Origin of the sequence: Prevotella sp. P4-98 (assembly GCF_002251405.1) — a bacterium.
In the GTDB taxonomy this organism is placed as follows: domain Bacteria; phylum Bacteroidota; class Bacteroidia; order Bacteroidales; family Bacteroidaceae; genus Prevotella.
The window spans coordinates 19,198-39,435 of sequence record NZ_NPJC01000064.1 but is presented as its reverse complement, the minus strand read 5'-3'; the positions used below and the strand labels follow the sequence as shown (position 1 = coordinate 39,435).

Here is a 20,238-nt window from a genome sequence, read left to right as displayed (position 1 = left end):
TCAGTCTTTTATTGTGTTTATCCTTGTTCTTTAGTGCGGAATGCCAATGCATACATACGCATCTGTTTCACCATAGCCAGCAAACCGTTGCTGCGAGTGGGTGACAGATGCTCTTTCAGTCCTATCTGCTCTATGAAATACAGGTCTGCATCGAGTATTTCCTGCGGTGTATGTCCGCTGAGCACACGGATGAGCAATGCCACAATACCTTTCACGATAAGTGCATCGCTCTCTGCCGTAAAGGTAATGATGCCGTCAGCATAGTCAGCCTGTAGCCACACACGGCTTTGACAACCGTCTATCAGGTTGCTTTCCACCTTATAGCGCTCATCGAGGGGTGCTTGTTCGTTGCCCAAGTCGATCAGCAGTTGATATTTGTCCATCCAGTCGTCGAAACCGGAAAACTCATCGATAATCTCGTCTTGAATTTCGTTGATGGTCATAAATATATATTATAGGTGTGTTTAATCTTCGTTGTTTTTGATAATCTTAAAGAGTTTATCGCTGGGGCGCACCTTCTCTGGAACTTTGAACGATACGCGAGTGCCTTTCTGTGCGGTTGTCACGGCATGGGTATCGTCATGGATTTCCTCTACCGTCACATAGAGTGCGCCAGTGGTAGGACCGGTGATGAGCATCTTGTCGCCTACTGAGAACTCACAAGCCTCGCATGAGAACTCGGCAACACCAAGTTTCGAGAAGTATTTCATGCCCTTGCCCACATATACTTTGCGCTCTGTGGCACACGATCCGTAATGGCTGTTCCACTCTCCAAGGCGCTGTCCTTGATAGTATCCGTCCCAGAAACCGCGGTTGAAAACGGTAGCAAGGCGTTCGTCCCAGTCATCCTTCTTCTCCTCGGTAAATGTTCCGTCGAGGACACTCTGAATGGCTTCCTTATAACATTCCACTACAGTTTTGACATATTCGGGACCGCGGGCACGACCTTCAATCTTAAACACACGGACGCCACTCTTCATCATTCTGTCGATGAAGCGCACGGTCTTCAGGTCTTTCGGACTCATGATATACTTATTGTCTATCTCCAGTTCGATGCCTGTCTCCCGATCGGTCACCAGGTAAGAGCGGCGGCAGATCTGCATACACTCACCGCGATTGGCAGAGCGTCCGGTATTGTCAAGACTCATATAGCACTTGCCGCTGATAGCCATACACAAGGCGCCATGACAGAACATCTCGATACGGATCTGTTGTCCGCTCGGTCCGCAGATGTGCTGTTCTTCTATCTGCTGATAGATTTCAGCCACCTGGTCGAGGTTCAACTCGCGTGCCAATACCACTACATCGGCAAACTGGGCATAGAATTTCAATGCCTCGATATTCGAAATATTCAGTTGGGTAGAGAGATGTACCTCTTGCCCGATACGGTTGCAATAGGTCATCACCGCCACATCCGATGCGATCACTGCAGAAATGCCAGCCTCTTTGGCAGCATCCACAATCTCGTGCATGAGCGGAATATCCTCACCATAGATGATGGTATTGACCGTGAGATAGGTCTTTACCCCTTGTGCATTGCATGTTGCAGCGATTTCCCGCAGGTCGTCGATAGTAAATGCCGATGCGCTGTGAGCACGCATATTGAGTTTCTCGATGCCGAAATACACCGAGTCTGCTCCGGCTTTTAGTGCCGCAGCCAGCGAGTCATGGCTACCCACAGGAGCCATGATTTCATAGTCAGCTATCTGGTTCATGGGTGCAAAATTACAATAAAATAGGTGGATAACAAAATGAAAAGTCATTTTTATCCTCAATCGGTCATCAGATTTCAATTCTGACGGAACACACTTACGAAAGAAACGGAAATATCATATCATCCTGCTATTTCAGCAGAAGGGTAGTTGGATAGGACTGACAAGGTACTTACCTACCACTTCTTGCTGTGTAACAATATTATGTGGGAAGAATATTGTGGATTTGCATAATTTTGCTTAACTTTGTGACCACAATCAGACTGTGCCGGATGATGACCGGCATGGCAACGTACTTTTCAGTACATCAATAACGCTACAAAGAACTATAAATATGTTAGTCAATACCTTTTGTGCCGCCGTCAACGGACTTGAAGTGACCACGGTAAAAGTAGAAGTGAGCATGACTCGCGGAGTGCAATTCCACCTGACGGGACTTGCCGATACTGCTGTGCGTGAGAGCTATGACAGAATCAGGGCGGCACTACAGAACAACGGATTGAAGATGCCGATGATGGACATCACCGCCAATCTATCGCCTGCCGATATCAAAAAGGAGGGTAGCGGCTATGACTTGCCATTGGCTATCGGTATTCTGGCGGCAAGCGGAAAGGTTGACGGGAGTCGGCTGAATGATTACATGATGGTGGGTGAGTTGGGACTTGACGGCAGGTTGCAACCCATACGCGGTGCACTGCCCATAGCCATTCGGGCACGCGCCGAACATTTCAAAGGTCTTATCGTGCCGAAACAGAACATCCGCGAAGCGGCTGTGGTCAACCAAATAGAGGTGTATGGCATGGAAACCCTCATCGATGTCGCCAATTTCTTCAATGGTTCATCGGAGATAGCCCCTACGGTTATCGATACGCGCAAAGAGTTTTATGAACAGCAATCACAGTTTGAACTCGACTTCGCTGATGTGCGCGGACAGGAAAGTGTGAAGCGCGCACTGGAAGTGGCGGCTGCCGGTGGACATAATCTCATCATGATAGGTCCTCCGGGAAGTGGTAAATCGATGATGGCGAAACGCCTGCCAAGTATTCTGCCTCCATTATCGCTCAGCGAAAGTTTGGAGACCACACAGATTCATAGTGTGGCAGGTAAACTATCGCGCGACACCAGTCTCATCTCGCAACGACCATTCAGAGCGCCACACCACACCATCTCGCAGGTGGCATTGGTTGGTGGCGGACAGAATCCGCAACCCGGTGAAATCAGTTTGGCACACAATGGTGTGCTGTTCTGCGACGAGTTGCCTGAGTTCAACCGGTCGGTGCTGGAGGTGATGCGCCAGCCTTTGGAGGACCGCTGTATCACCATCAGCCGTGCGAAATACAGCGTGCAGTATCCCTGTTCGTTTATGTTTGTAGCCTCCATGAATCCATGTCCTTGCGGCTATTATGGCGACCCCACTCACAGTTGTGCCTGCACGCCCGGACAGATACAACGGTATATGAACAAGATCAGTGGTCCGTTGCTCGACCGTATCGACATCCATTGCGAGATACAAGCCGTGCCTTTCGCACAACTCTCGCAGATGGCTCCCGGTGAATCGAGCGAAACGATTCGCGCCAGAGTCATTGCCGCTCGCAAAATGCAGGAGGAACGGTTTATGGATTACAAGGGCATCCACTGCAATGCCCAAATGACGGAGCGCATGCTGCATCAGTTTGCCGAACCCGATGCCTCATCCATGGACATGTTGCGCATGGCTATGGAGCGATTGAAACTCTCTGCCCGTGCCTATAGCAGGATTCTCAAGGTGGCACGCACCATTGCCGACCTTGATGGCAGTGAGCAGGTACAACTTCCCCATATTGCAGAAGCCGTGGGCTACCGCAATCTTGACAGAAGCGACTGGTCAGAGAGGGGAATTTAACAATTGATGGAATTTTTAATTTTACTGAAATCCATTACCAAGCGCAGTAACGGCAAAGGTTTATCGTGGTTGAAGAACCGCTTGACGGAATACATCCGTGGTTGGATAGGATATTACTATCTGGCAGATATGAAAACATTTCTCCAAAGAACGGAGGAATGGTATCATAGACGCATACGGTGTTATATCTGGAAATGTTGGAAACGAGTCCGTACTCGTTTCACGAACCTCATGAAATGTGGTATTGGCAGATGGAGGGCATGGCAATGGGCAAATACCCTCAAGGGGTATTGGCGCATAGCGACGAGCCCTATTCTAAAGTGTGCCATAACGAACGATGGACTTGTTAGGCAATGTTATCCCTCACTTCTTGGCATCTATACCAAATTGCATAGCAATTAGAGAACCGCCGTATGCCGAACGGCACGTACGGTGGTGTGAGAGGTCGGAAAACGAAAGTAGGAAGAAAACTGCTTCGTTTTCCTCCTACTCGATTTGCATGACGGGCATGTCATACATTAGAACTTTATGGAAAGTTCTGCATTTGCCAAGCTGTAATTATGCTTGTCGAGCGTACGGTCGTTGACGAGCGCATACTCTACAGACAGCTTCAAATTCTTCGTGAACAAGTAGTCGGCACCCACTTCATAGAATGTTTTTGCTGCGTTCCATTCCCCATTGCTCCTATACAGATCATACCTTGCCTTTACGTTAATCTTGTTTGCAACGATCGGTGCTATGCCCAATGCATAGAATCCGTCAGCCTTATTGCCGTTTTTCGACAGATTGCAGTCTGTAGCACTTGCTTCATCGGAGTCTGTTAACGTTTTTGCGAAAGCATTGCCGGTGGAGTGGAGACACTCTGCACTCAGAGATAAATCAAAAATCTGACAAAGCGAATTAATAGAACCCACCTAAAGCCTTTTGACGGTGGGAATTAATAGAACCCACCATTAGAAGCTGATGCGGTAGTACACGTTTGGCAGTGAGATGCCTGAGTCGTAAGTCTCCACAGTGTTCTTCTTGTAGTTGTAAGTGTTCTCGTAAGGCACTTTTTTCTGCAAGAGGTTGAGACCTTCGAAGGCTATGGTGTGGTTGCACTTCTTGCCTGTTATCTTGTAGCTGATGGTGAAGTCTACGATGCATGCAGGGTCGTACTGCTCAGAGAAAGCCTTTGTCTCGTCGTACACGACATCTGGTCTGCCAGCCTCGTAGTTCAGTTTGCTTGCCGCCACATCGGCAGGAGTGTATCTCTGACCGCCTTGCAGGGTGACTTTGCCGTTGACACTCAGCACGTTCTGCCTTCTCTTGCCGAGCATCCATTCCTTACCGCCGAGCACCTTGACCATGAAGGTACGGTTGTAGCGTGAGTCGCGCCATATATTGTCGCCACCCTTGTACTCTGACTTGTAGAGCGAACCGTCCACCATCCAGTAGTAACCCTTGTGCATGTATTGCTCCAGTGCGACGTCTATGCCATAGTTGCGTCCCTTGCCTTTGCTCACGAGCTCGCGCTCCTCGTAATAATAGCGGCGGTTGATGGTGCAGTAGCTGCCGTCTTCAGTCACGGGAAGGTCGAAGAGGCTCTGGTAGTATGCCTCCACGCGTAGGTTGAGCTGGTCGTTGAATCGGTGGATGTACGAACCGATGATGTGGTGAGCCTTGCTCAGTTTGAGGTCCTTGTTTACAAAGCCCTCATTTTGGTCATAGACAAAGTATGTGTCCATCTTCTCTGTCTTGCTGTGCATGCCGTAACCCACAGAGAACTGGTTCTTCTCGTCCGGATTCCACTGGAAGGCTGCGCGTGGCTCAACTGACACGTCGTCGTTGAGGCGGAAATACTGGGTATTCAGACCAAAGGTGAAGGTAAGCCAGCGGCTCATGTTCCACGAGTTGGCTATATAGGCGTTGAACAGGCCAGTGTGGCTGTCGGCTGTATAGATTGATTGTGCAGGCATGGCGGCTCCTACCTTTGGAGCCATCTTGAGGTCGATGTCGAAGAAGTACTCTGTGTATGTGGCACCAATCTTGGACTGGAACTTAGGGCTGAAACGCTTCTGCACATTCGTTGTGGCTGTAAACTGCGAGTTGTTCTGGCGCATCCTTATGTAGGGCAGGCAGTTGCCGAGCTTGTTGGCCTGGTTGGGCTGTCCGTCATAGTAGCTCTGGTCTCCATCGTTCTTGAAGTAGGAGGCTGCTATGGTGCTGTTGATGTTCCAGTTCTTGCCGAGGTACGCCTTGTGGTTGACGCCGCCAGCGAGCATTGTCTGATTGCTGACCGTGTACTCCTGGTCATACATGCTCTCCCACTTTGAGGGGTCTTCGAGCTCGAGCCAGTACTTGTCCTTCAGTCCTACTCCGAAGACGGAGAATGTGCCAGCCTTCTTTGTCGGGAAGTTGAGCTTGAAGTTGAAGTCCTGGAAGTCGGCCTGGTCGCCGTCGAGGGAGAGGAGTCCTATCTCACGGGCGATGGTGGTGACGGAGTAGCGGTAGTTGACGAGGTAGGATGATCCTGTCTTCTTACTTATGGGGCCTTCCGATGTGCCTTCGAGGCCCAGCGTGCCTATCTGGAGCGCATGGTGGTAGCTGTCGTTGTCGCCTGCGCGCATTCTCATGTCAAACACGCCTGAGAGGGCATTGCTGTACTCGGCTGTGAAGGCTCCGAGGTGGAAGTCGGAGTTGTCGAGAACATTGGAGTTGAGTGCGCTGACGAGTCCTGTGCCCATGTTGAAGGCGTCGGTGAAGTGGTTCGGGCTGAAGATCTCCACGCCCTCAAGTCGCCACTGCATGGCCTGCGGCGCATTGCCGTGCACCGACACGCCGTTGTCGTTGCTGTTGCCAGCCACACCGGCAAAGGCTGTGACGAGGCGCGCCGGGTCGCTGTATCCTCCTGCATATCGGCTTGCCTCTTCCATGCTGAGCATCCTCGCCCCGACAAGAGCCATCTTGTTCACAGCGCTTTCCTTGCTGATGCGAGGCTTCACCACTACTTCTCCCAGCTCGTTCAAGCTCTCGCTTATGGGGACGTTGATGACCACCTCCTTGCCCTCCGTAACGAGAATCTCGGGGATGACGGCTGGCTGGTAACCTATGTACGAAGCTTCAATGGTGTAACGGCCTGTTGTGAGACCTGTTATCGAATATTTGCCGTTCATATCTGTCACGACAGCTTTCGATGTCTCCTTCACCTTGATCGTTGCACCGATGATGGGCTCCCCGTTGTCAGCGTCTGTCACAACGCCTTTGATGGTTTGTGCGTTCGCAGTTGCGACGAAGAGTGCAACAAAGGCCGCAAGCATTGATTTTTTAAGGTGGGTTATATTGATTACCACCTTAATTCGTTGTGTCTGTGAATTTCTCATATCGTTTATTTCTTTTGTATGTGAAATTATAAAATATTGTATTTACTTATTGTTTTTATCTAAAAACGATGTTTTTGTACAAAGTAACATAAATATATGAAGATGGAATGAAACAATAGTCCATTTCTGCTGTACGATATTGTTATTTTTTATAGTACTCCCTAATATTCGAAAAGTGGTTGAACATTGGTTGCTGCGCCATCCAGAGCATGCGGACAATCCCGAGCGTTCTCTTGTCTTGGCGTCACAAAGTTAATACTATTAGTTGAATTGTGCAAGAGTTTATCCTACTTTCTTCTCTTTGTTGCCGTAGAATGCATTATATGTGATAACCGACCATTGTCCCTCTGTCATGAGCCTCCTAATGACCCATTTGAAAATAATCCCTCTAAACCAATCGGCTTTGCATTGGTTACCTGAGCGAAACGGATGCAAGCCGAGCCAAAAGGTGTTTGAACTGACTATATTGGGAGTATGTAACAGGTATCTTAAAAAAATGGCTGCGGATGCAGGGATTACGAAAAATGTCAGTTTCCATACGAGCCGTCACACATCTGCCGTGCTGACACTGGCTGCCGGAGGTGACTTGTACACAGTAGGCAAGTTGCTCGGACATACTAGCATAAATTCAACACAGGTGTATGCCGATGTGGTTATGGAAACAAAGGTTGAAGCCATTAGCCGAATTTCAAATTATTTTTCTAACTTGTAAAATAAGAGGCTGCGCCGTAAACCTTAATTACGACACAGCCCCATATTTTCATCATTACTTTATTTTATATGCAGCTTTCCGTGGATTATTTTTTCCGATAACCACATTTTGGGCATACTCCATCCGCATTGAGGGCGACACCGCAAAGAGGACAACGGTCGATGTTATTCTTTGTGGTAAACTCGGCAGACGCGGCATTCACACCGCTTGTGAAAGTGATCTTAGCGATGTTCAGTTTGTCTTTCAACAAGTCATATACAATCTTAATCATACCTTCCACTGTCATGGTTTCTTTGGTAACAACCAGACGGGCATCGGGGTAAGCCGTTGCCAATTCTGTCTTGAAGGCCTCTCCTTTCATTTTGTTTTGCGGATGGCCGTTTTTGATGCCTTGCTTTTCATACACATCAAGAATGGCAGGAAGCAAAGGGTCATCTTCGCGGAGAACCAAGGCATGGTCAAAATTCTTCAACAGGCTCCATGCCACCTTTTGGATTTCGTTACAAGGGTACACCATGTTTACACCTTCTTCAACCGTATCTTCCACCTCAATGGTCAGTGTGCCAGTGTGACCGTGAAGATACTGGGCTTCGCCTTGGAAGCCATAGAACCGATGTGCATACTGCAAATCGAAAGTCGTGATACTTCTCATAGTTTTTACTTTTTAGTGTTTAACTTTGGATTATTTATCGTTATCTGCACCTGTATTCGGCTAATGTCAACCGATGCAAAATTCTTTTCTTTCAAATACTGTCGTATCAATTCCGTAAGCTCTTCATCCATATAATCCAAGATGCTCTCTCCCTCGAATATGTGGTGATGCTCTGTCACGGTAATGTCATAATAGCTTTTCCCCACTTCGGGATGGAACACAAGTGACAACAGATTAGCCTTGCAAAACGAATCAAGAATGCGATAGATGGTTGAGATGGTTATCTCATTATCTTTGGATTGCACACACTTGATTATTTCATCAATCGCAGCATGACGCAATTCCATCATAACCTCATAAACCACTTTACGTTGCGGAGTGATTTTTAGGCCTGCGTTCTTTATAATCTCCGTACTTTCCATTCTTCTCGTATTTTGATGCTACAAAGTTAATGATAATATTTCGCATTTGCAAGTTTTTTACCAAAAAAAATGCTGTTTTTTTTAAGAATAAAGCCGCATCACCTATTTATCTGTTCGAAGATAGTGGCATACTGGTGGGGGGGTCACATATAATGATGTGGTTCCCGAGTGTTATATTATCACTATGGATGGTCTTGAATCGGAACCTTTCGCCGACGTTGCGCCCTACATTTTTGAGGATATGGGACGCGCCTATGCTGTCGTAAAGAAGCAATACCGCAATACAGACCTCAAAAAACATGTTATCGGACTCAACCTCGTCGAAATACATTCCTTAGATTCTGTCTATCAGAAATTCACCTGGCCCATGTGGGAATGTATAGAGTCTATGCACAATGGAGCAATTCTAATCAAAAAGGCTCGACTAATTAAACAAAAAGTGTTATCTTTGCATTGTGAACATAAACAATGGCCATTCACCTATGTCCTTGATAAATCATCGTAGGCGTAGTGCTAAATGGCATGGAGCGAGCCAAAAAGTGGGACAATCAGCGGCCCCTCTTTTCTTAGACCGAATAGACATCCATTGCGAGATACAAGCCGTGCCTTTCGCACAACTCTCGCAGATGGCTCCCGGTGAATCGTGCAAAACGATTCGCGCCAGAGTCATAGCCCTCATTGCCGTCGGTTTTATTAAAAGCATTGCCGTCCAGAAGGATATCGTCCTCCACCTGCACGTCTTCCCCTGCTCCTCCCTGGTCGGTATAGAGAATCACCGCAGGATGAATGGTGTCGCCTTCCATATACCGTGAGGATATATCCTCTACGAGATTAGAACCTCCGGCGCTAGTCCGTGATTTCGTGGCCTGGTGGTTGACATGCAACTTCGTATCAAAATTGAATTCCGCATCCTCTGGCAACACGTCGGCCAGTGATGCACTCTCGTCAACGGTCAGGATATAGCGGTTGTCCTCCAGGCGCTCAGAAGTGGCGCGCCTGATATATGGCAGACAGTTCACCTTCTGCCATACGGCCAGCGGCCGACCGGCAAAATGAGTGATGCCCAACTTGTCGGCTAAAGCCTTGCTGACAGAAATCCGTGTAGTGTCGGCATCCAGGATAATGACATCGTCAGAAGCAATAAAGTGGTGATAAGTCAGGGAAATGGCCGTCGTATCTGTCATCTCCTGTCCCCCTTGTCCTCCCATGGATGAATCATCATCATCTGAGCATCCCATGTTGAGGAGCAACGAGCAAATCAACATCGGTGCTGCCCATAGTATGGTTTTGACTTTTCTCAGTCGTAGCATTTTACCAAACATTGTTTTCATACCAGGACTATTCTACCTTAAAGTTGTAGATTTTCCCATATTCTCGCAGGATGGCCAGACGAAGTGTCTTTTCGCTGAGGTTGTAGAGGCACGACCATTGAGTCTGTGATGTGATATTTTTCAAGTCCGCTGGCTGTGAGACGTCTTGTAGCAGGGACATGGCTTGTTTGGAATCAAGACAGTAGTTGTTGCGCGCGAGACAGTTTCTTAACGTCCAATAGCGTTCCTTGCCATGCAGGGATCCCCATCCATCGTTTGTACCCACCATCGTGGGTGAGACATAGAAGTTGGTGACGCAGCGCAGGGTGTCATTGCCGGTGAACTTTTCCATTACAGTAGGTATAGTTTCGCCCTTTTCAAGAGTGTATTCCACGATGGCATAGTCTCCTGTGGCATCGGCCATGAAATAGTGGTAGTTGCTGCGTCCACTGCCCTGCATGTCCATATTATAGCCTGCAAGCATTGCCAGGGCTTCCTTGACGGTGGATGCACGGTCGAGCAGCATACGTATGGCTGTCGTTGTACCTATGCGCGGCTTGTTTTTGTCATTCTGTTTCGTCTGATTCTCTCTCAGCGCCAGGACACCAATGGCGAATCCGTCTTCGTTAATGCCGTCAAGGGCAGCGTAGGGCAATCCCATCAGCGGGGAGAGGTCGCTCTTGCCATCGGTATAAAATCCCTGGCCAAAACCTAATTGCATGCCATCCACCATGGAGATTGATTTCTTTCCACCCTCAGGAGCCGTGTGAACTATGATAGCCGCTATCGACTTGTAGCCTTTGCCGTCTTCTGTGGCATGACAGAAGTCGTAGTTGCGCCCCATCAAGAAATTACCGCTTTGCCTGTCGGGTACTGCAAAGGCACTGCATCCGGCATCGAACGAAACCTGTGCCTTTTTGCCGGGGAGGCTGTCGTAAAGTAGATAGGCTACATAGTTGAAGAGTTAGTTGGTTTCTGTGAAACCAGACTTTAACACGTCATCAAGTTTATAGTCGGCCGTATAATTGATTTCATACAACCTTCCGCTGCCATCCACATCTTTCATGGAGCGCAACATGGCCACTTTTTCTGCATCTTTTATAAAAGTAGTGGGATTCTTTTTGGTCACATCGGGTGGAACATTGTCATCATCGCTGCACGAAGCGGACAAAAGGAGGCTTGACACAGAGGCTACTGACACTAAAAAACATGTGGACAGTCTAAGGAACTTTGTTCTGAAAAATTCGTTGTTCTTTCTCATATTTATAAATTTTAGGTAATAGACATGACAAAGTTATAAAAAACGATATTCACTGATAATTTACATAGTAGTAAATCATTGGCTTTTGCCCAGAAAACAAAAACTGGAATACATACAGCAGCGGATACACGCTGTTGCACCTGCTCTTGCGTCCGAACAGTGTATGCTCGTTCATTTTAACTCCCTTTATCACGTTCATTATGGTAAACATTGCACCTTCGGCATTATCATTTTATGCGATATACGCAAGAAATCCTGTGCTTTTTTTGTGCCTTAATTTATAGTGCCAACTAACTCCCGAAACTTAAATCATAATAGATTTTCCCCTCTTCGGGATGGAACACAAGTGACAACAGATTAGCCTTGCAAAACGAATCAAGAATGCGATAGATGGTTGAGATGGTTATCTCATTATCTTTGGATTGCACACACTTGATTATTTCATCAATCGCAGCATGACGCAATTCCATCATAACCTCATAAACCACTTTACGTTGCGGAGTGATTTTTAGGCCTGCGTTCTTTATAATCTCCGTACTTTCCATTCTTCTCGTATTTTGATGCCACAAATTTAATGAAAATATTTCGCATTTGCAAATTTTTACCAACAAAAATGTTTTTTTAAGAATAAAGCCGCATTACCTATTTATCTGTTCGAAGATAGTGGCATACTGGTGGGGGTTCACATATAATGATGTGGTTCCCGAGTGTTATATTATCACTATGGATGGTCTTGAATCGGAACCTTTCGCCGACGTTGCGCCCTACATTTTTGAGGATATGGGACGCGCCTATGCTGTCGTAAAGAAGCAATACCGCAATACAGACCTCAAAAAACATGTTATCGGACTCAACCTCGTCGAAATACATTCCTTAGATTCTGTCTATCAGAAATTCACCTGGCCCATGTGGGAATGTATAGAGTCTATGCAGAATGGAGCAATTCTAATCAAAAAGGCTCGACTAATTAAACAAAAAGTGTTATCTTTGCATCGTGAACATAAACAATGGCCATTCACCTATGTCCTTGATAAATCATCGTAGGCGTAGTGCTAAATGGCATGGAGCGATTGAAACTCTCTGCACGAGCATATAGCAGAATTCTCAAGGTGGCACGCACCATTGCCGACCTTGAAGGATCGGCGCAAGTGCAGCAACAACACATCGCTGAAGCCATCGGTTAGCGCAACCTCGACAGAGGTGACTGGGCTGAGCGAGGGATATAAATCACGCCTATAGGGATTTGAAAACCCAAGCAATTATCACACAATAGAAATATGCCGTTCACCAAGCAGAACGGTGGAGCATAACAACTAAAAAACTTGATGATGAAAAAACTATTCACAACCGTCATGCTGACGCTGGCATTAACATCGACAATGGCACAACAGACAGTGCAACAGTCGGCAGACTACGTACCTACCAAGGAGAACCTTGAGGCACGCAAACATTTTCAAGACGAGAAATTCGGCATCTTCCTCCACTGGGGACTCTATGCCATGCTTGCCACAGGAGAATGGACCATGCACAACGCAGACTTAAACTACAAGGAATATGCCAAACTCGCAGGCGGCTTCTATCCCTCTCGCTTCAATGCCAAAGAGTGGGTAGAGCAGATCAAGGCATCAGGTGCCAAATATATTTGCTTCACCACCCGCCATCACGAAGGCTTCTCCATGTTCGACACCAAATACTCTGACTATAATGTCGTGAAGGCTACACCATTTAAGCGTGACATCGTGAAAGAACTTGCTGACGAATGTCACCGACAGGGTATTGACATCCACTTCTACTATTCACACATCGACTGGCAACGTGAGGATGCTCCGCTGGGACGTACCGGACACGGCACAGGACGACCCAAGGACAAACAAAATTGGAAGTCGTACTATAAGTTTATGAACAACCAACTCACCGAACTGCTCACCAACTATGGCAAGGTAGGAGCCATCTGGTTTGACGGTTGGTGGGATCAAGACATCAATCCTTCATTTGACTGGCAACTGCCCGAACAGTATGCACTCATCCACAGTTTGCAGCCTGCATGCCTCATCGGCAACAACCATCACGTGACTCCATTCCCCGGCGAAGACTTCCAAATGTTTGAGCGCGACCTGCCTGGCGAAAACTCTGCCGGACTCTCCGGACAGTCTATTTCGCAGTTGCCACTTGAAACATGCGAGACAATGAACGGCATGTGGGGCTACAAGATTACCGACCAGAACTACAAATCGACCCATACACTCATTCAATATCTGGTGAAGGCAGCAGGCAAAAATGCCAATCTGCTCATGAATATCGGTCCGCAACCTGATGGTTGTCTGCCCGCTGTTGCGGTGGAACGTCTGAAGGAGATGGGCGACTGGATGAAGGTATATGGCGAAACTATCTATGGCACACGCGGTGGATTTGTTGCACCTCACGACTGGGGAGTGACCACACAGAAGGACAACCGACTGTTTGTGCATATCCTCAACCTGCAAGACAAGGTGCTCTATCTGCCCACTGGCAATAAACAGATGAAGAAGGCTGTAGATTTTGTCAGTCGTAAGGCGGTGAAGATGCAGAAGTGTCAAGGCGGTGTGATACTCACGCTCGATGCTGTGCCTACAGCTGTTGATCAGGTCATCGAAATAGGATTCATCCAGTAAACGGATTGCTGCTATCAGCAGAAACGACAGTTCATCTGAGATGAATGAATCTAATATATAAGGTTTGCGTGCGTACATACACGTGTACGCACGCACACGCGATGTCGTAAAAATCGACCACTCGACCACCGATATGTCATAACACGTTGTAAGATATACGGTTAAATGGGTGGTCGAAAATCTTACAACGGTGTTTTCGACCACACTTCGACCACCCGTGCAAACGCCCTGAAGATACAAAATATAAACAATTAACTAACGTCCTGAAAGGACAAAGTAAAGCGTGATCCTATTTCCCTTATAAAATACGATCGTTTATCATCGTTTTTCCAAACCTTGATAATCTTTTTATCCAACGTTGGATAATACTTTTATCAAATATTGGATAATACCTTTATCAAATATTGGATAATACCTTTATCAAATATTGGATAACACTTTTATCAAATGTTGGATAACATCTTTATCAAACGTTGAAAAGACCTTTTTCAAACGTTAGACATTACTTTTGTCAAACGTTAGGTAATACTTATGCCAAACATTGGAAAAACACCTTTACCAAACGTTGGGTAATACTTTTGCCAAAGGTTTGGAAACGCCTTGGCAAAATATCGGGCAATATCCCGCACATAGTAGAATTGCGCCTTAGCGTAAATTAAAGGTGGAGTCTCGTACGGAGACTCCACCTTTACTGATATCTTACGATGCATATGCTTATTTGTCTTTCAGTTCCACTACAAAGCGGATGCCATGACGGAACTCGTCGTCGAGACGGAGATGACCGTTGAGTTTATATGCCATCAGACTGCAAGTGGGGAAGGTAAGTCCGTCGTCTTCAGTCAGATCGGCAATCTCGGAGAATGCCTGGAAAAGTGTTTCGCGCTTCTCTTCGGGCAAGGTCATACCCACAGCGGTTACCAAGAAATTACCGGTATGGGGGTTGCGCTTCTTAAACTCAAGGTTGATGCGCTCCACGCCATCGGCCTTTACCACCTCTTCTACGATATTGAGCAATATGGTGCGCAAAGCGTCCTCGTTAGTAGCGAAAGAGATGGGTTGGGCAGTACAAGTCACTTCGGTAGTGGACTTGACCATAGCCTTTACCTCTTGGGTGACTTTCTCGCAGAACTGTCCCATATTGTGACTGGTGAGTTCGTAGTGTTCCTCGCGAGTCTGCTCAAGCATCATATAGTTTTCTATATGTGCGATATAGTTTTGCAAAGCCTTGACCTGTCGCTTGGTATCGCCTTGCTCCATGGCATCGAGTGACGGGCGGATTTGTGCACTGATATTATTGAGGAACTTGTTTTTCTGCTCGTTATTGCTATTTGCCAAATCGAGGCTGGTCTTCAAGCGCTTGATTTCTCTGACGTTTTTGAACATGACAAAGAGGAAGAAGAGAAGGCCGGCAGCCAGTCCTACACCAATAACTATAAGGATGACGATAAACGCCCATTGCGCAGTAATGGTAGTAGCCTTGGTGCTTATTTCGTCCTGTGCTTCAGCGTATTGTGCTTTGACAGTTTTCAGTTCGTTGACAGCTCTGATGCCTGCAATAGAGTCGGTCCATTCGTCATACATCTTGTTGATGATGCCCGCCATCAAGTCGTTATTGTCTTGTTTGGCTTTGGCAATAAGGTCTTTGAAGCACTTTTCCTTGCCGTTATCATCCTTGCCTTTTGCATTCATGGTGAAGATCTCCTTATAGCATACAGTAGCCAAAGGTGCGTTGCCAGTAGTACGTGCAAAGGCAGCCTTCTTCATGAGCATGTCTTCAATGACATCTTTTTTCTTGCTGGCACGCGCATAGTTTTCCATCAGCGCCATTTGAGCTTTACGTTCTGCCGACTTGTTCAGACGGGTGTAGAGGCGGAAGCGTTCGTTGCTGACAAGATAATGCAAATCGGGATTGCCGGCTCCAAGCATGGCATCGAGAGCTCTGCATGTGGCAAAAGCCTCTCGCCAGAGATGGTTTTCTGACTGTCGGATGCTGGTCTGTACACCGTTTTCTACGGTTTGTCGCAGGTTTTGTGCGACCGTTGTGAGTGTGCTGCAAGCAACTAGTAGGGCAAGGATTAACTTTTTCATAATCTGACAGGTGTTTAGGTTATCTTATGCAAAGGTAGTAAATGATATTCAAAAACGAAACACATCTGCTGTTTTTTTCGTCTATTTTTCACCTTTTTTCGTTGTTTTCAATAGTTTCTTTGGATTGAAAGACCATGCTCATTTCCTTTGTGTCATACTTGACAGGGCAACAAGGCCCTAAGAGGAAGGCCATAATTCCTTTCCTTATTATCTTACGCACGCGTACATTATTATATAAGTAGGACGATTCGCTGTGGATGACCGACTGTTGAATGGCATTTCTTTCAAACATCAACAAGACCTTTTGCCCAATATTGTATAGAAAAGAGAGTATATGGCTTCGGGATGCGTTCGGGATGCGTTCGGGATGTGTCTTACTCATATTGGTGGTCGATGGGTGGTCGAAAACGCAGCAATTAAGCCATCGACCACCACCATAATGCCATATCTCTCAAAGGATTACATCATAGTGGTGGTCGTGTGGTCGAAATATTTCTGAAAACTAAATTTTCTGTATGTCAGCTGGTACGCTATCCTACCCGCTGGGAATGATGCATCAGTATTCAAACGAACTGCCGCCAAGAAACTCGCGAAGTAGCGATGTGGGCGGTATCTGGTCTTCCTTGATGGTGTGGATGTAGCGCAGAAACTTCATCAATCTATATGCCTCGGCATACTCTTCGCAGTTTTCAGGCACCTGTTCCAACAAGGGCAACGCCTGATTCTTCAGTACTGCCAGTTCGAAAAGCATGGCAGAATTGAACATGGCATCGGCATTTTCCTGATAAGGGAATATCCAGCGGTTCTCACCCCGGCGTACCGAAGGCCAACGACGGATGGTGTCGCATGCCGATACCCCACGGTATTTATAGTCGCGAACGATACGGCGCAACAGGCGGTTGTCGGTAGTCGGTATGTAATTGTGCGTGTCGAGCAGGATGGTGGTCAATGCCGAAGCATAGACACGGAATATCTGATCGTTGGGGATAGATGCTGTCAGTTCGGGATTGAGCGCATGGATTCCTTCCAAGACAAGTACCTCGTTGCCCTGAAGTCGTAGGCGACGACCGCTTTTTTCACTTCTGCCCATCTGGAAATTATAGCGTGGCAGTTCCACCTCTTCGCCTCTGAACAGGGCATTCATCTGCTCGTTGAGCAAAGGAATGTTGAGTGCATGCAGATGTTCGTAGTCGTAGTCGCCAGTCTCATCGCGCGGTGTCTGTTCGCGGTTCACGAAGTAATCGTCGAGCGAAATGCCAATGGGATGGATGCCGTTGACCGCCAGTTGTACCGAAAGGCGCTTGCAGGTGGTGGTCTTACCGCTCGATGAGGGACCGGCTATGAGCACCATCTTCACATTTTTCCGTTTGGCAATCTCATCGGCTATCTGCGCTATCTTCTTCTCTTGCAGCGCCTCGCTCAGTTGGATGAGTCCGTTCGACTTCCCCTCTTCCACCGCTTTGTTCAGGTCGCCAATGGTACTGATGCCGAGGATGTCCTGCCAATGGTGGTGCTCCATAAAGATGTCGAACATCTTGTCCTGACGCACCAGTTCGCCCAAGCGTGACGGATCTTGTGGTGACGGCACGCGCAGAAGGATTCCGCCGAAATACGGTTCGACGCCGAAAAGTGTCAGTTGCCCGGTATTGGTGAGCATCGAGCCATAGTAATAATCCACATAGCCATCTATCTCATAATAGGTGGTATAGAGCGATCCCAACCCTTCAAGGAGCTTCACCTTCGATACGGTTCCCATCTCACGAAACATGCGGATGGCATCTTCGGTTGTTGCTTGATGGCGATGAATGGGGATGGCAGCAGCCACAATCTCCTGCATGCGCTTTCTAATGGCAGCCACATCAGCGTCGGTCACCTGATGCCCGATATGCAAATCGCAATGGTAGCCATTGCTCACAGGCACATTGATAACCACATGTCCCGTGCCGTAAAGGTCGTGGACAGCCTTACAAAGCACAAAAAACAAACTGCGAGTATATGCTCTTAGCGCAGAAGGATGGCGGAGACTGAGAAACTCCACATCCTTACAATTATACACGCGATAGTGCATTCCCTCTATCTTATTGTTAACACGTGCACTTATCGGACCGTACTCCATGGTAAGGCCCGAAAAAGAAAAAATATCAGAAAGTGTACTTCCGATGCTTACATTTAATATTTTTTTATTATTTTTGCAACGGATTTGAACCATTTGTTCCATAGGCATATTGTTTGCATTAGTCGTGGACAAAGTTAGTGAATATATTTAGAATACAATAAGAATTTAAACTTTTTAAACTTCCAAGTATGTCAATTTGGATTCTTTTCAAGCTTTTGGGATCACTTGCCCTGCTGATGTTCGGTATGAAATCAATGAGTGAGGCGCTCCAAAAAATGGCAGGACCGCAATTGCGACATGTCCTCGGTGCCATGACCACCAATCGTTTTATGGGTATGACCACTGGTATGCTTGTCACGGCAAGTGTACAGTCGAGCACCGCTACAACTGTGATGACCGTTTCGTTTGTAAACGCTGGTCTGCTGACTTTGGCACAGGCTATCTCAGTTATTATGGGTGCTAATATTGGAACAACCCTGACGGCGTGGATTATGTCGGCAGGGTTTTCTTTTAATATCACCGACTTCGTCTATCCGGCTTTCTTTTTCGCCATTATCCTCATCTATTCGAAGAAAAAGCGCTTCATAGGCGACTTCGTGTTTGGTATTGCCTTCATGTTCCTCGGTCTCGGCACACTCCGACAGACCGGTATAGACATGCACCTCGGAGAAAACCAAGCCGTGCTCGACTTCTTCGCATCGTTCGATCCCAACGCTTTCAGCACCACACTCATCTTCCTGCTCCTTGGAGGTGTGCTTACCTTCTGTGTACAGTCGTCGGCTGCTGTCATGGCTATCACCATGATTCTCTGTTCGAGCGGAGTATTGCCCATCTACCAGGGTATCGCACTCGTCATGGGTGAGAACATCGGTACCACAGTCACCTCAAACTTGGCTGCCATGTCTGCCAACACACAGGCGCGGCGTGCAGCACTTGCACACATGTTCTTCAACGTCTTCGGTGTGATATGGATACTCTTCGTATTCCGTCCTTTCGTCGATATGGTCTGCGGACTCGTTGGCTACGATGTGGATATGGACCGCGCCACTACCACAGCCAAGGCTTTTCTTGCCAATTCCGCCAAACTCAGTTTTGTGCTGGCTGCCTTCCACACCTGCTTCAATGTTGTCAATACCGCTATCCTCATCTGGTTTATCCCACAAATCGAACGCTTCGTATGCTGGGTGATCAAGCCTAAGAAAGTGGATGAAGAGGAGGACTTCCGTCTGCACTTCATTACTGCTGGCTTCATGAAGACTCCGGAGCTCTCGGTATTGGAGGCTCAAAAGGAGATACAGCAGTTTGCCATCCGCATACAGCGCATGTTCGGTTTGGTCAAAGAACTGTTGGTGGAGAAAGACGAGAAGACATTTAATAAGATGTACTCGCGTATAGAGAAGTATGAAGGAATATCCGACAACATGGAATTGGAAATTGCACAATACCTCGATGAAGTGTCGGACGCTCATCTCTCTGACGATACCAAAGCTAAAATCCGTGCGATGCTGCGCGAAATATCAGAGATTGAAAGTATCGGCGACGCTTGCTACAACATTGCACGCACCATCTCTCGCAAATATCAGGGCAAGCAAGACCACTTCAATCAAAAGCAGTATGAGCACATTTTCCAAATGATGGAACTCACAGACCAAGCCCTGACGCAGATGAATGCGCTAATGGCTGGCAGAAAAGTATCGTACGATGTCAACCGTTCGTTCAACATCGAGAACGAAATCAATAATTACCGCAATCAGTTGAAATCGCAAAACATCAACGACGTGAACAACCATGCATACACCTATGCCGTGGGCACCATCTATATGGATATCATCAACGAATGTGAGAAATTAGGCGACTATGTGGTCAACGTAGTTGAAGCACGCATGGGTACACGTCAAAAAATTGCATAAAAAATGCAATTTTAACATTGATGTAACATCTATTTGTATTTTTTTTTAAGTAAATTTGCCACGGATTTATATAACAAACAACAAGTATAACAAAAAACTACTTCTTCTGATGGTTATGGTGTTGACTTCAGATCACTACCTCCGCCCTTAGCGGTAAGGT

19 protein-coding genes and 1 pseudogene are annotated in these 20,238 nt (G+C 47.0%); 8 read left to right on the top strand and 12 right to left on the bottom strand.

All coding sequences use genetic code 11. From position 1 onward, the window contains the following. Nucleotides 1-17: 17 nt before the first annotated feature. Complete coding sequence (locus tag CIK96_RS10925; protein ID WP_094434989.1) at nt 18-443, bottom strand: SufE family protein; 426 nt, start codon at nt 441-443, stop codon at nt 18-20. A gap of 21 nt (nt 444-464) precedes the next feature. Then, on the bottom strand, nt 465-1,715 hold the full coding sequence (locus tag CIK96_RS10920; RefSeq protein ID WP_094390958.1) for a peptidase U32 family protein: 1,251 nt from the start codon (nt 1,713-1,715) through the stop codon (nt 465-467). A gap of 331 nt (nt 1,716-2,046) precedes the next feature. On the opposite strand from CIK96_RS10920, the gene CIK96_RS10915 reads away from it, so the two are divergent. Both CIK96_RS10915 and CIK96_RS13720 read left to right on the top strand, forming a co-directional pair. Continuing rightward, nucleotides 2,047-3,594, top strand: a complete 1,548-nt coding sequence (locus CIK96_RS10915) for a YifB family Mg chelatase-like AAA ATPase (RefSeq protein WP_094390959.1) — start codon at nt 2,047-2,049, stop codon at nt 3,592-3,594. Between the two features lie 6 nt (nt 3,595-3,600). Further along, nucleotides 3,601-3,996 (top strand): group II intron maturase-specific domain-containing protein, encoded by a 396-nt coding sequence (locus CIK96_RS13720; protein WP_094440588.1) that lies wholly within the window; start codon nt 3,601-3,603, stop codon nt 3,994-3,996. A 116-nt stretch (nt 3,997-4,112) separates the two neighbouring features. Here the strand turns inward: CIK96_RS13720 and CIK96_RS10905 are convergent, their stop codons facing one another. Together CIK96_RS10905 and CIK96_RS10900 are read right to left on the bottom strand one after the other, a co-directional pair. Then, the gene (locus CIK96_RS10905; protein ID WP_216820899.1) at nt 4,113-4,508 is read right to left on the bottom strand and encodes a hypothetical protein; all 396 of its coding nucleotides are present in this window, start codon (nt 4,506-4,508) and stop codon (nt 4,113-4,115) included. A gap of 39 nt (nt 4,509-4,547) precedes the next feature. Continuing rightward, nucleotides 4,548-6,956 (bottom strand): TonB-dependent receptor, encoded by a 2,409-nt coding sequence (locus CIK96_RS10900; RefSeq protein ID WP_094440587.1) that lies wholly within the window; start codon nt 6,954-6,956, stop codon nt 4,548-4,550. 352 nt (nt 6,957-7,308) lie between these two features. Between CIK96_RS10900 and CIK96_RS13620 the strand changes: the two genes are divergently transcribed. Then, nucleotides 7,309-7,668 (top strand): tyrosine-type recombinase/integrase, encoded by a 360-nt coding sequence (locus tag CIK96_RS13620; protein ID WP_094440586.1) that lies wholly within the window; start codon nt 7,309-7,311, stop codon nt 7,666-7,668. Between the two features lie 85 nt (nt 7,669-7,753). On the opposite strand, the gene CIK96_RS10890 is transcribed toward CIK96_RS13620, so the two are convergent. After that, entirely contained in the window at nt 7,754-8,320 is a 567-nt protein-coding gene (locus CIK96_RS10890; RefSeq protein WP_094380541.1) for a 6-carboxytetrahydropterin synthase, read from the bottom strand. A gap of 5 nt (nt 8,321-8,325) precedes the next feature. Next, nucleotides 8,326-8,742, bottom strand: a complete 417-nt coding sequence (locus tag CIK96_RS10885) for a Fur family transcriptional regulator (protein WP_094440585.1) — start codon at nt 8,740-8,742, stop codon at nt 8,326-8,328. 184 nt (nt 8,743-8,926) lie between these two features. Here CIK96_RS10885 and CIK96_RS10880 point away from each other — a divergent pair, with 184 nt between their 5' ends. After that, entirely contained in the window at nt 8,927-9,247 is a 321-nt protein-coding gene (locus tag CIK96_RS10880; protein WP_094440584.1) for a hypothetical protein, read from the top strand. Between the two features lie 61 nt (nt 9,248-9,308). Here CIK96_RS10880 and CIK96_RS10875 read toward each other — a convergent pair whose 3' ends face one another. The 4 genes from CIK96_RS10875 to CIK96_RS10860 all read right to left on the bottom strand — a co-directional run bounded on the left by CIK96_RS10875 (nt 9,309) and on the right by CIK96_RS10860 (nt 11,858). Continuing rightward, nucleotides 9,309-10,073 (bottom strand): hypothetical protein, encoded by a 765-nt coding sequence (locus tag CIK96_RS10875; RefSeq protein WP_144007520.1) that lies wholly within the window; start codon nt 10,071-10,073, stop codon nt 9,309-9,311. Nucleotides 10,074-10,080: 7 nt separating this feature from the next. Continuing rightward, on the bottom strand, nt 10,081-10,896 hold the full coding sequence (locus CIK96_RS10870) for a carcinine hydrolase/isopenicillin-N N-acyltransferase family protein (protein ID WP_094440582.1): 816 nt from the start codon (nt 10,894-10,896) through the stop codon (nt 10,081-10,083). 120 nt (nt 10,897-11,016) lie between these two features. Further along, complete coding sequence (locus tag CIK96_RS10865) at nt 11,017-11,313, bottom strand: hypothetical protein (protein ID WP_144007519.1); 297 nt, start codon at nt 11,311-11,313, stop codon at nt 11,017-11,019. A gap of 290 nt (nt 11,314-11,603) precedes the next feature. Continuing rightward, nucleotides 11,604-11,858 (bottom strand): Fur family transcriptional regulator, encoded by a 255-nt coding sequence (locus CIK96_RS10860; protein WP_254046851.1) that lies wholly within the window; start codon nt 11,856-11,858, stop codon nt 11,604-11,606. A 178-nt stretch (nt 11,859-12,036) separates the two neighbouring features. Here CIK96_RS10860 and CIK96_RS10855 point away from each other — a divergent pair, with 178 nt between their 5' ends. From CIK96_RS10855 to CIK96_RS10845, 3 genes and pseudogenes are all read left to right on the top strand, one after another. Next, on the top strand, nt 12,037-12,357 hold the full coding sequence (locus CIK96_RS10855) for a hypothetical protein (RefSeq protein WP_094440580.1): 321 nt from the start codon (nt 12,037-12,039) through the stop codon (nt 12,355-12,357). Between the two features lie 14 nt (nt 12,358-12,371). Then, nucleotides 12,372-12,497: pseudogene (locus CIK96_RS10850) on the top strand (ATP-binding protein); the annotation flags it as partial. A 144-nt stretch (nt 12,498-12,641) separates the two neighbouring features. Continuing rightward, nucleotides 12,642-13,964 (top strand): alpha-L-fucosidase, encoded by a 1,323-nt coding sequence (locus CIK96_RS10845; protein WP_094440601.1) that lies wholly within the window; start codon nt 12,642-12,644, stop codon nt 13,962-13,964. Nucleotides 13,965-14,678: 714 nt separating this feature from the next. On the opposite strand, the gene CIK96_RS10835 is transcribed toward CIK96_RS10845, so the two are convergent. Together CIK96_RS10835 and CIK96_RS10825 are read right to left on the bottom strand one after the other, a co-directional pair. Further along, a complete protein-coding gene (locus tag CIK96_RS10835; RefSeq protein ID WP_094390965.1) occupies nt 14,679-16,052 on the bottom strand; it encodes an ATP-binding protein in 1,374 nt (457 codons plus the stop codon). Between the two features lie 556 nt (nt 16,053-16,608). After that, nucleotides 16,609-18,270, bottom strand: coding sequence for a nucleoside kinase (locus CIK96_RS10825; protein ID WP_094440600.1), 1,662 nt, complete (start codon nt 18,268-18,270; stop codon nt 16,609-16,611). Between the two features lie 86 nt (nt 18,271-18,356). Here CIK96_RS10825 and CIK96_RS10820 point away from each other — a divergent pair, with 86 nt between their 5' ends. Then, the gene (locus tag CIK96_RS10820) at nt 18,357-20,078 is read left to right on the top strand and encodes a Na/Pi cotransporter family protein (protein ID WP_094390968.1); all 1,722 of its coding nucleotides are present in this window, start codon (nt 18,357-18,359) and stop codon (nt 20,076-20,078) included. Nucleotides 20,079-20,238: the final 160 nt, after the last annotated feature.

Excerpts from the sequence above, each read along its gene's own strand:
- CIK96_RS10920 (WP_094390958.1), bottom strand. The coding sequence starts at position 1,715 with ATGAACCAGATAGCTGACTATGAAATCATGGCTCCTGTGGGTAGCCAT.
- CIK96_RS10915 (WP_094390959.1), top strand. The coding sequence starts at position 2,047 with ATGTTAGTCAATACCTTTTGTGCCGCCGTCAACGGACTTGAAGTGACC.
- CIK96_RS10845 (WP_094440601.1), top strand. The coding sequence starts at position 12,642 with ATGAAAAAACTATTCACAACCGTCATGCTGACGCTGGCATTAACATCG.
- CIK96_RS10880 (WP_094440584.1), top strand. The coding sequence starts at position 8,927 with ATGGATGGTCTTGAATCGGAACCTTTCGCCGACGTTGCGCCCTACATT.
- CIK96_RS10870 (WP_094440582.1), bottom strand. The coding sequence starts at position 10,896 with ATGGGGCGCAACTACGACTTCTGTCATGCCACAGAAGACGGCAAAGGC.
- CIK96_RS10825 (WP_094440600.1), bottom strand. The coding sequence starts at position 18,270 with ATGGAACAAATGGTTCAAATCCGTTGCAAAAATAATAAAAAAATATTA.
- CIK96_RS10820 (WP_094390968.1), top strand. The coding sequence starts at position 18,357 with ATGTCAATTTGGATTCTTTTCAAGCTTTTGGGATCACTTGCCCTGCTG.
- CIK96_RS10860 (WP_254046851.1), bottom strand. The coding sequence starts at position 11,858 with ATGGAAAGTACGGAGATTATAAAGAACGCAGGCCTAAAAATCACTCCG.
- CIK96_RS13620 (WP_094440586.1), top strand. The coding sequence starts at position 7,309 with ATGAGCCTCCTAATGACCCATTTGAAAATAATCCCTCTAAACCAATCG.
- CIK96_RS10900 (WP_094440587.1), bottom strand. The coding sequence starts at position 6,956 with ATGAGAAATTCACAGACACAACGAATTAAGGTGGTAATCAATATAACC.
- CIK96_RS10925 (WP_094434989.1), bottom strand. The coding sequence starts at position 443 with ATGACCATCAACGAAATTCAAGACGAGATTATCGATGAGTTTTCCGGT.
- CIK96_RS10890 (WP_094380541.1), bottom strand. The coding sequence starts at position 8,320 with ATGAGAAGTATCACGACTTTCGATTTGCAGTATGCACATCGGTTCTAT.
- CIK96_RS10875 (WP_144007520.1), bottom strand. The coding sequence starts at position 10,073 with ATGAAAACAATGTTTGGTAAAATGCTACGACTGAGAAAAGTCAAAACC.
- CIK96_RS13720 (WP_094440588.1), top strand. The coding sequence starts at position 3,601 with ATGGAATTTTTAATTTTACTGAAATCCATTACCAAGCGCAGTAACGGC.
- CIK96_RS10885 (WP_094440585.1), bottom strand. The coding sequence starts at position 8,742 with ATGGAAAGTACGGAGATTATAAAGAACGCAGGCCTAAAAATCACTCCG.
- CIK96_RS10835 (WP_094390965.1), bottom strand. The coding sequence starts at position 16,052 with ATGAAAAAGTTAATCCTTGCCCTACTAGTTGCTTGCAGCACACTCACA.
- CIK96_RS10865 (WP_144007519.1), bottom strand. The coding sequence starts at position 11,313 with ATGAGAAAGAACAACGAATTTTTCAGAACAAAGTTCCTTAGACTGTCC.
- CIK96_RS10855 (WP_094440580.1), top strand. The coding sequence starts at position 12,037 with ATGGATGGTCTTGAATCGGAACCTTTCGCCGACGTTGCGCCCTACATT.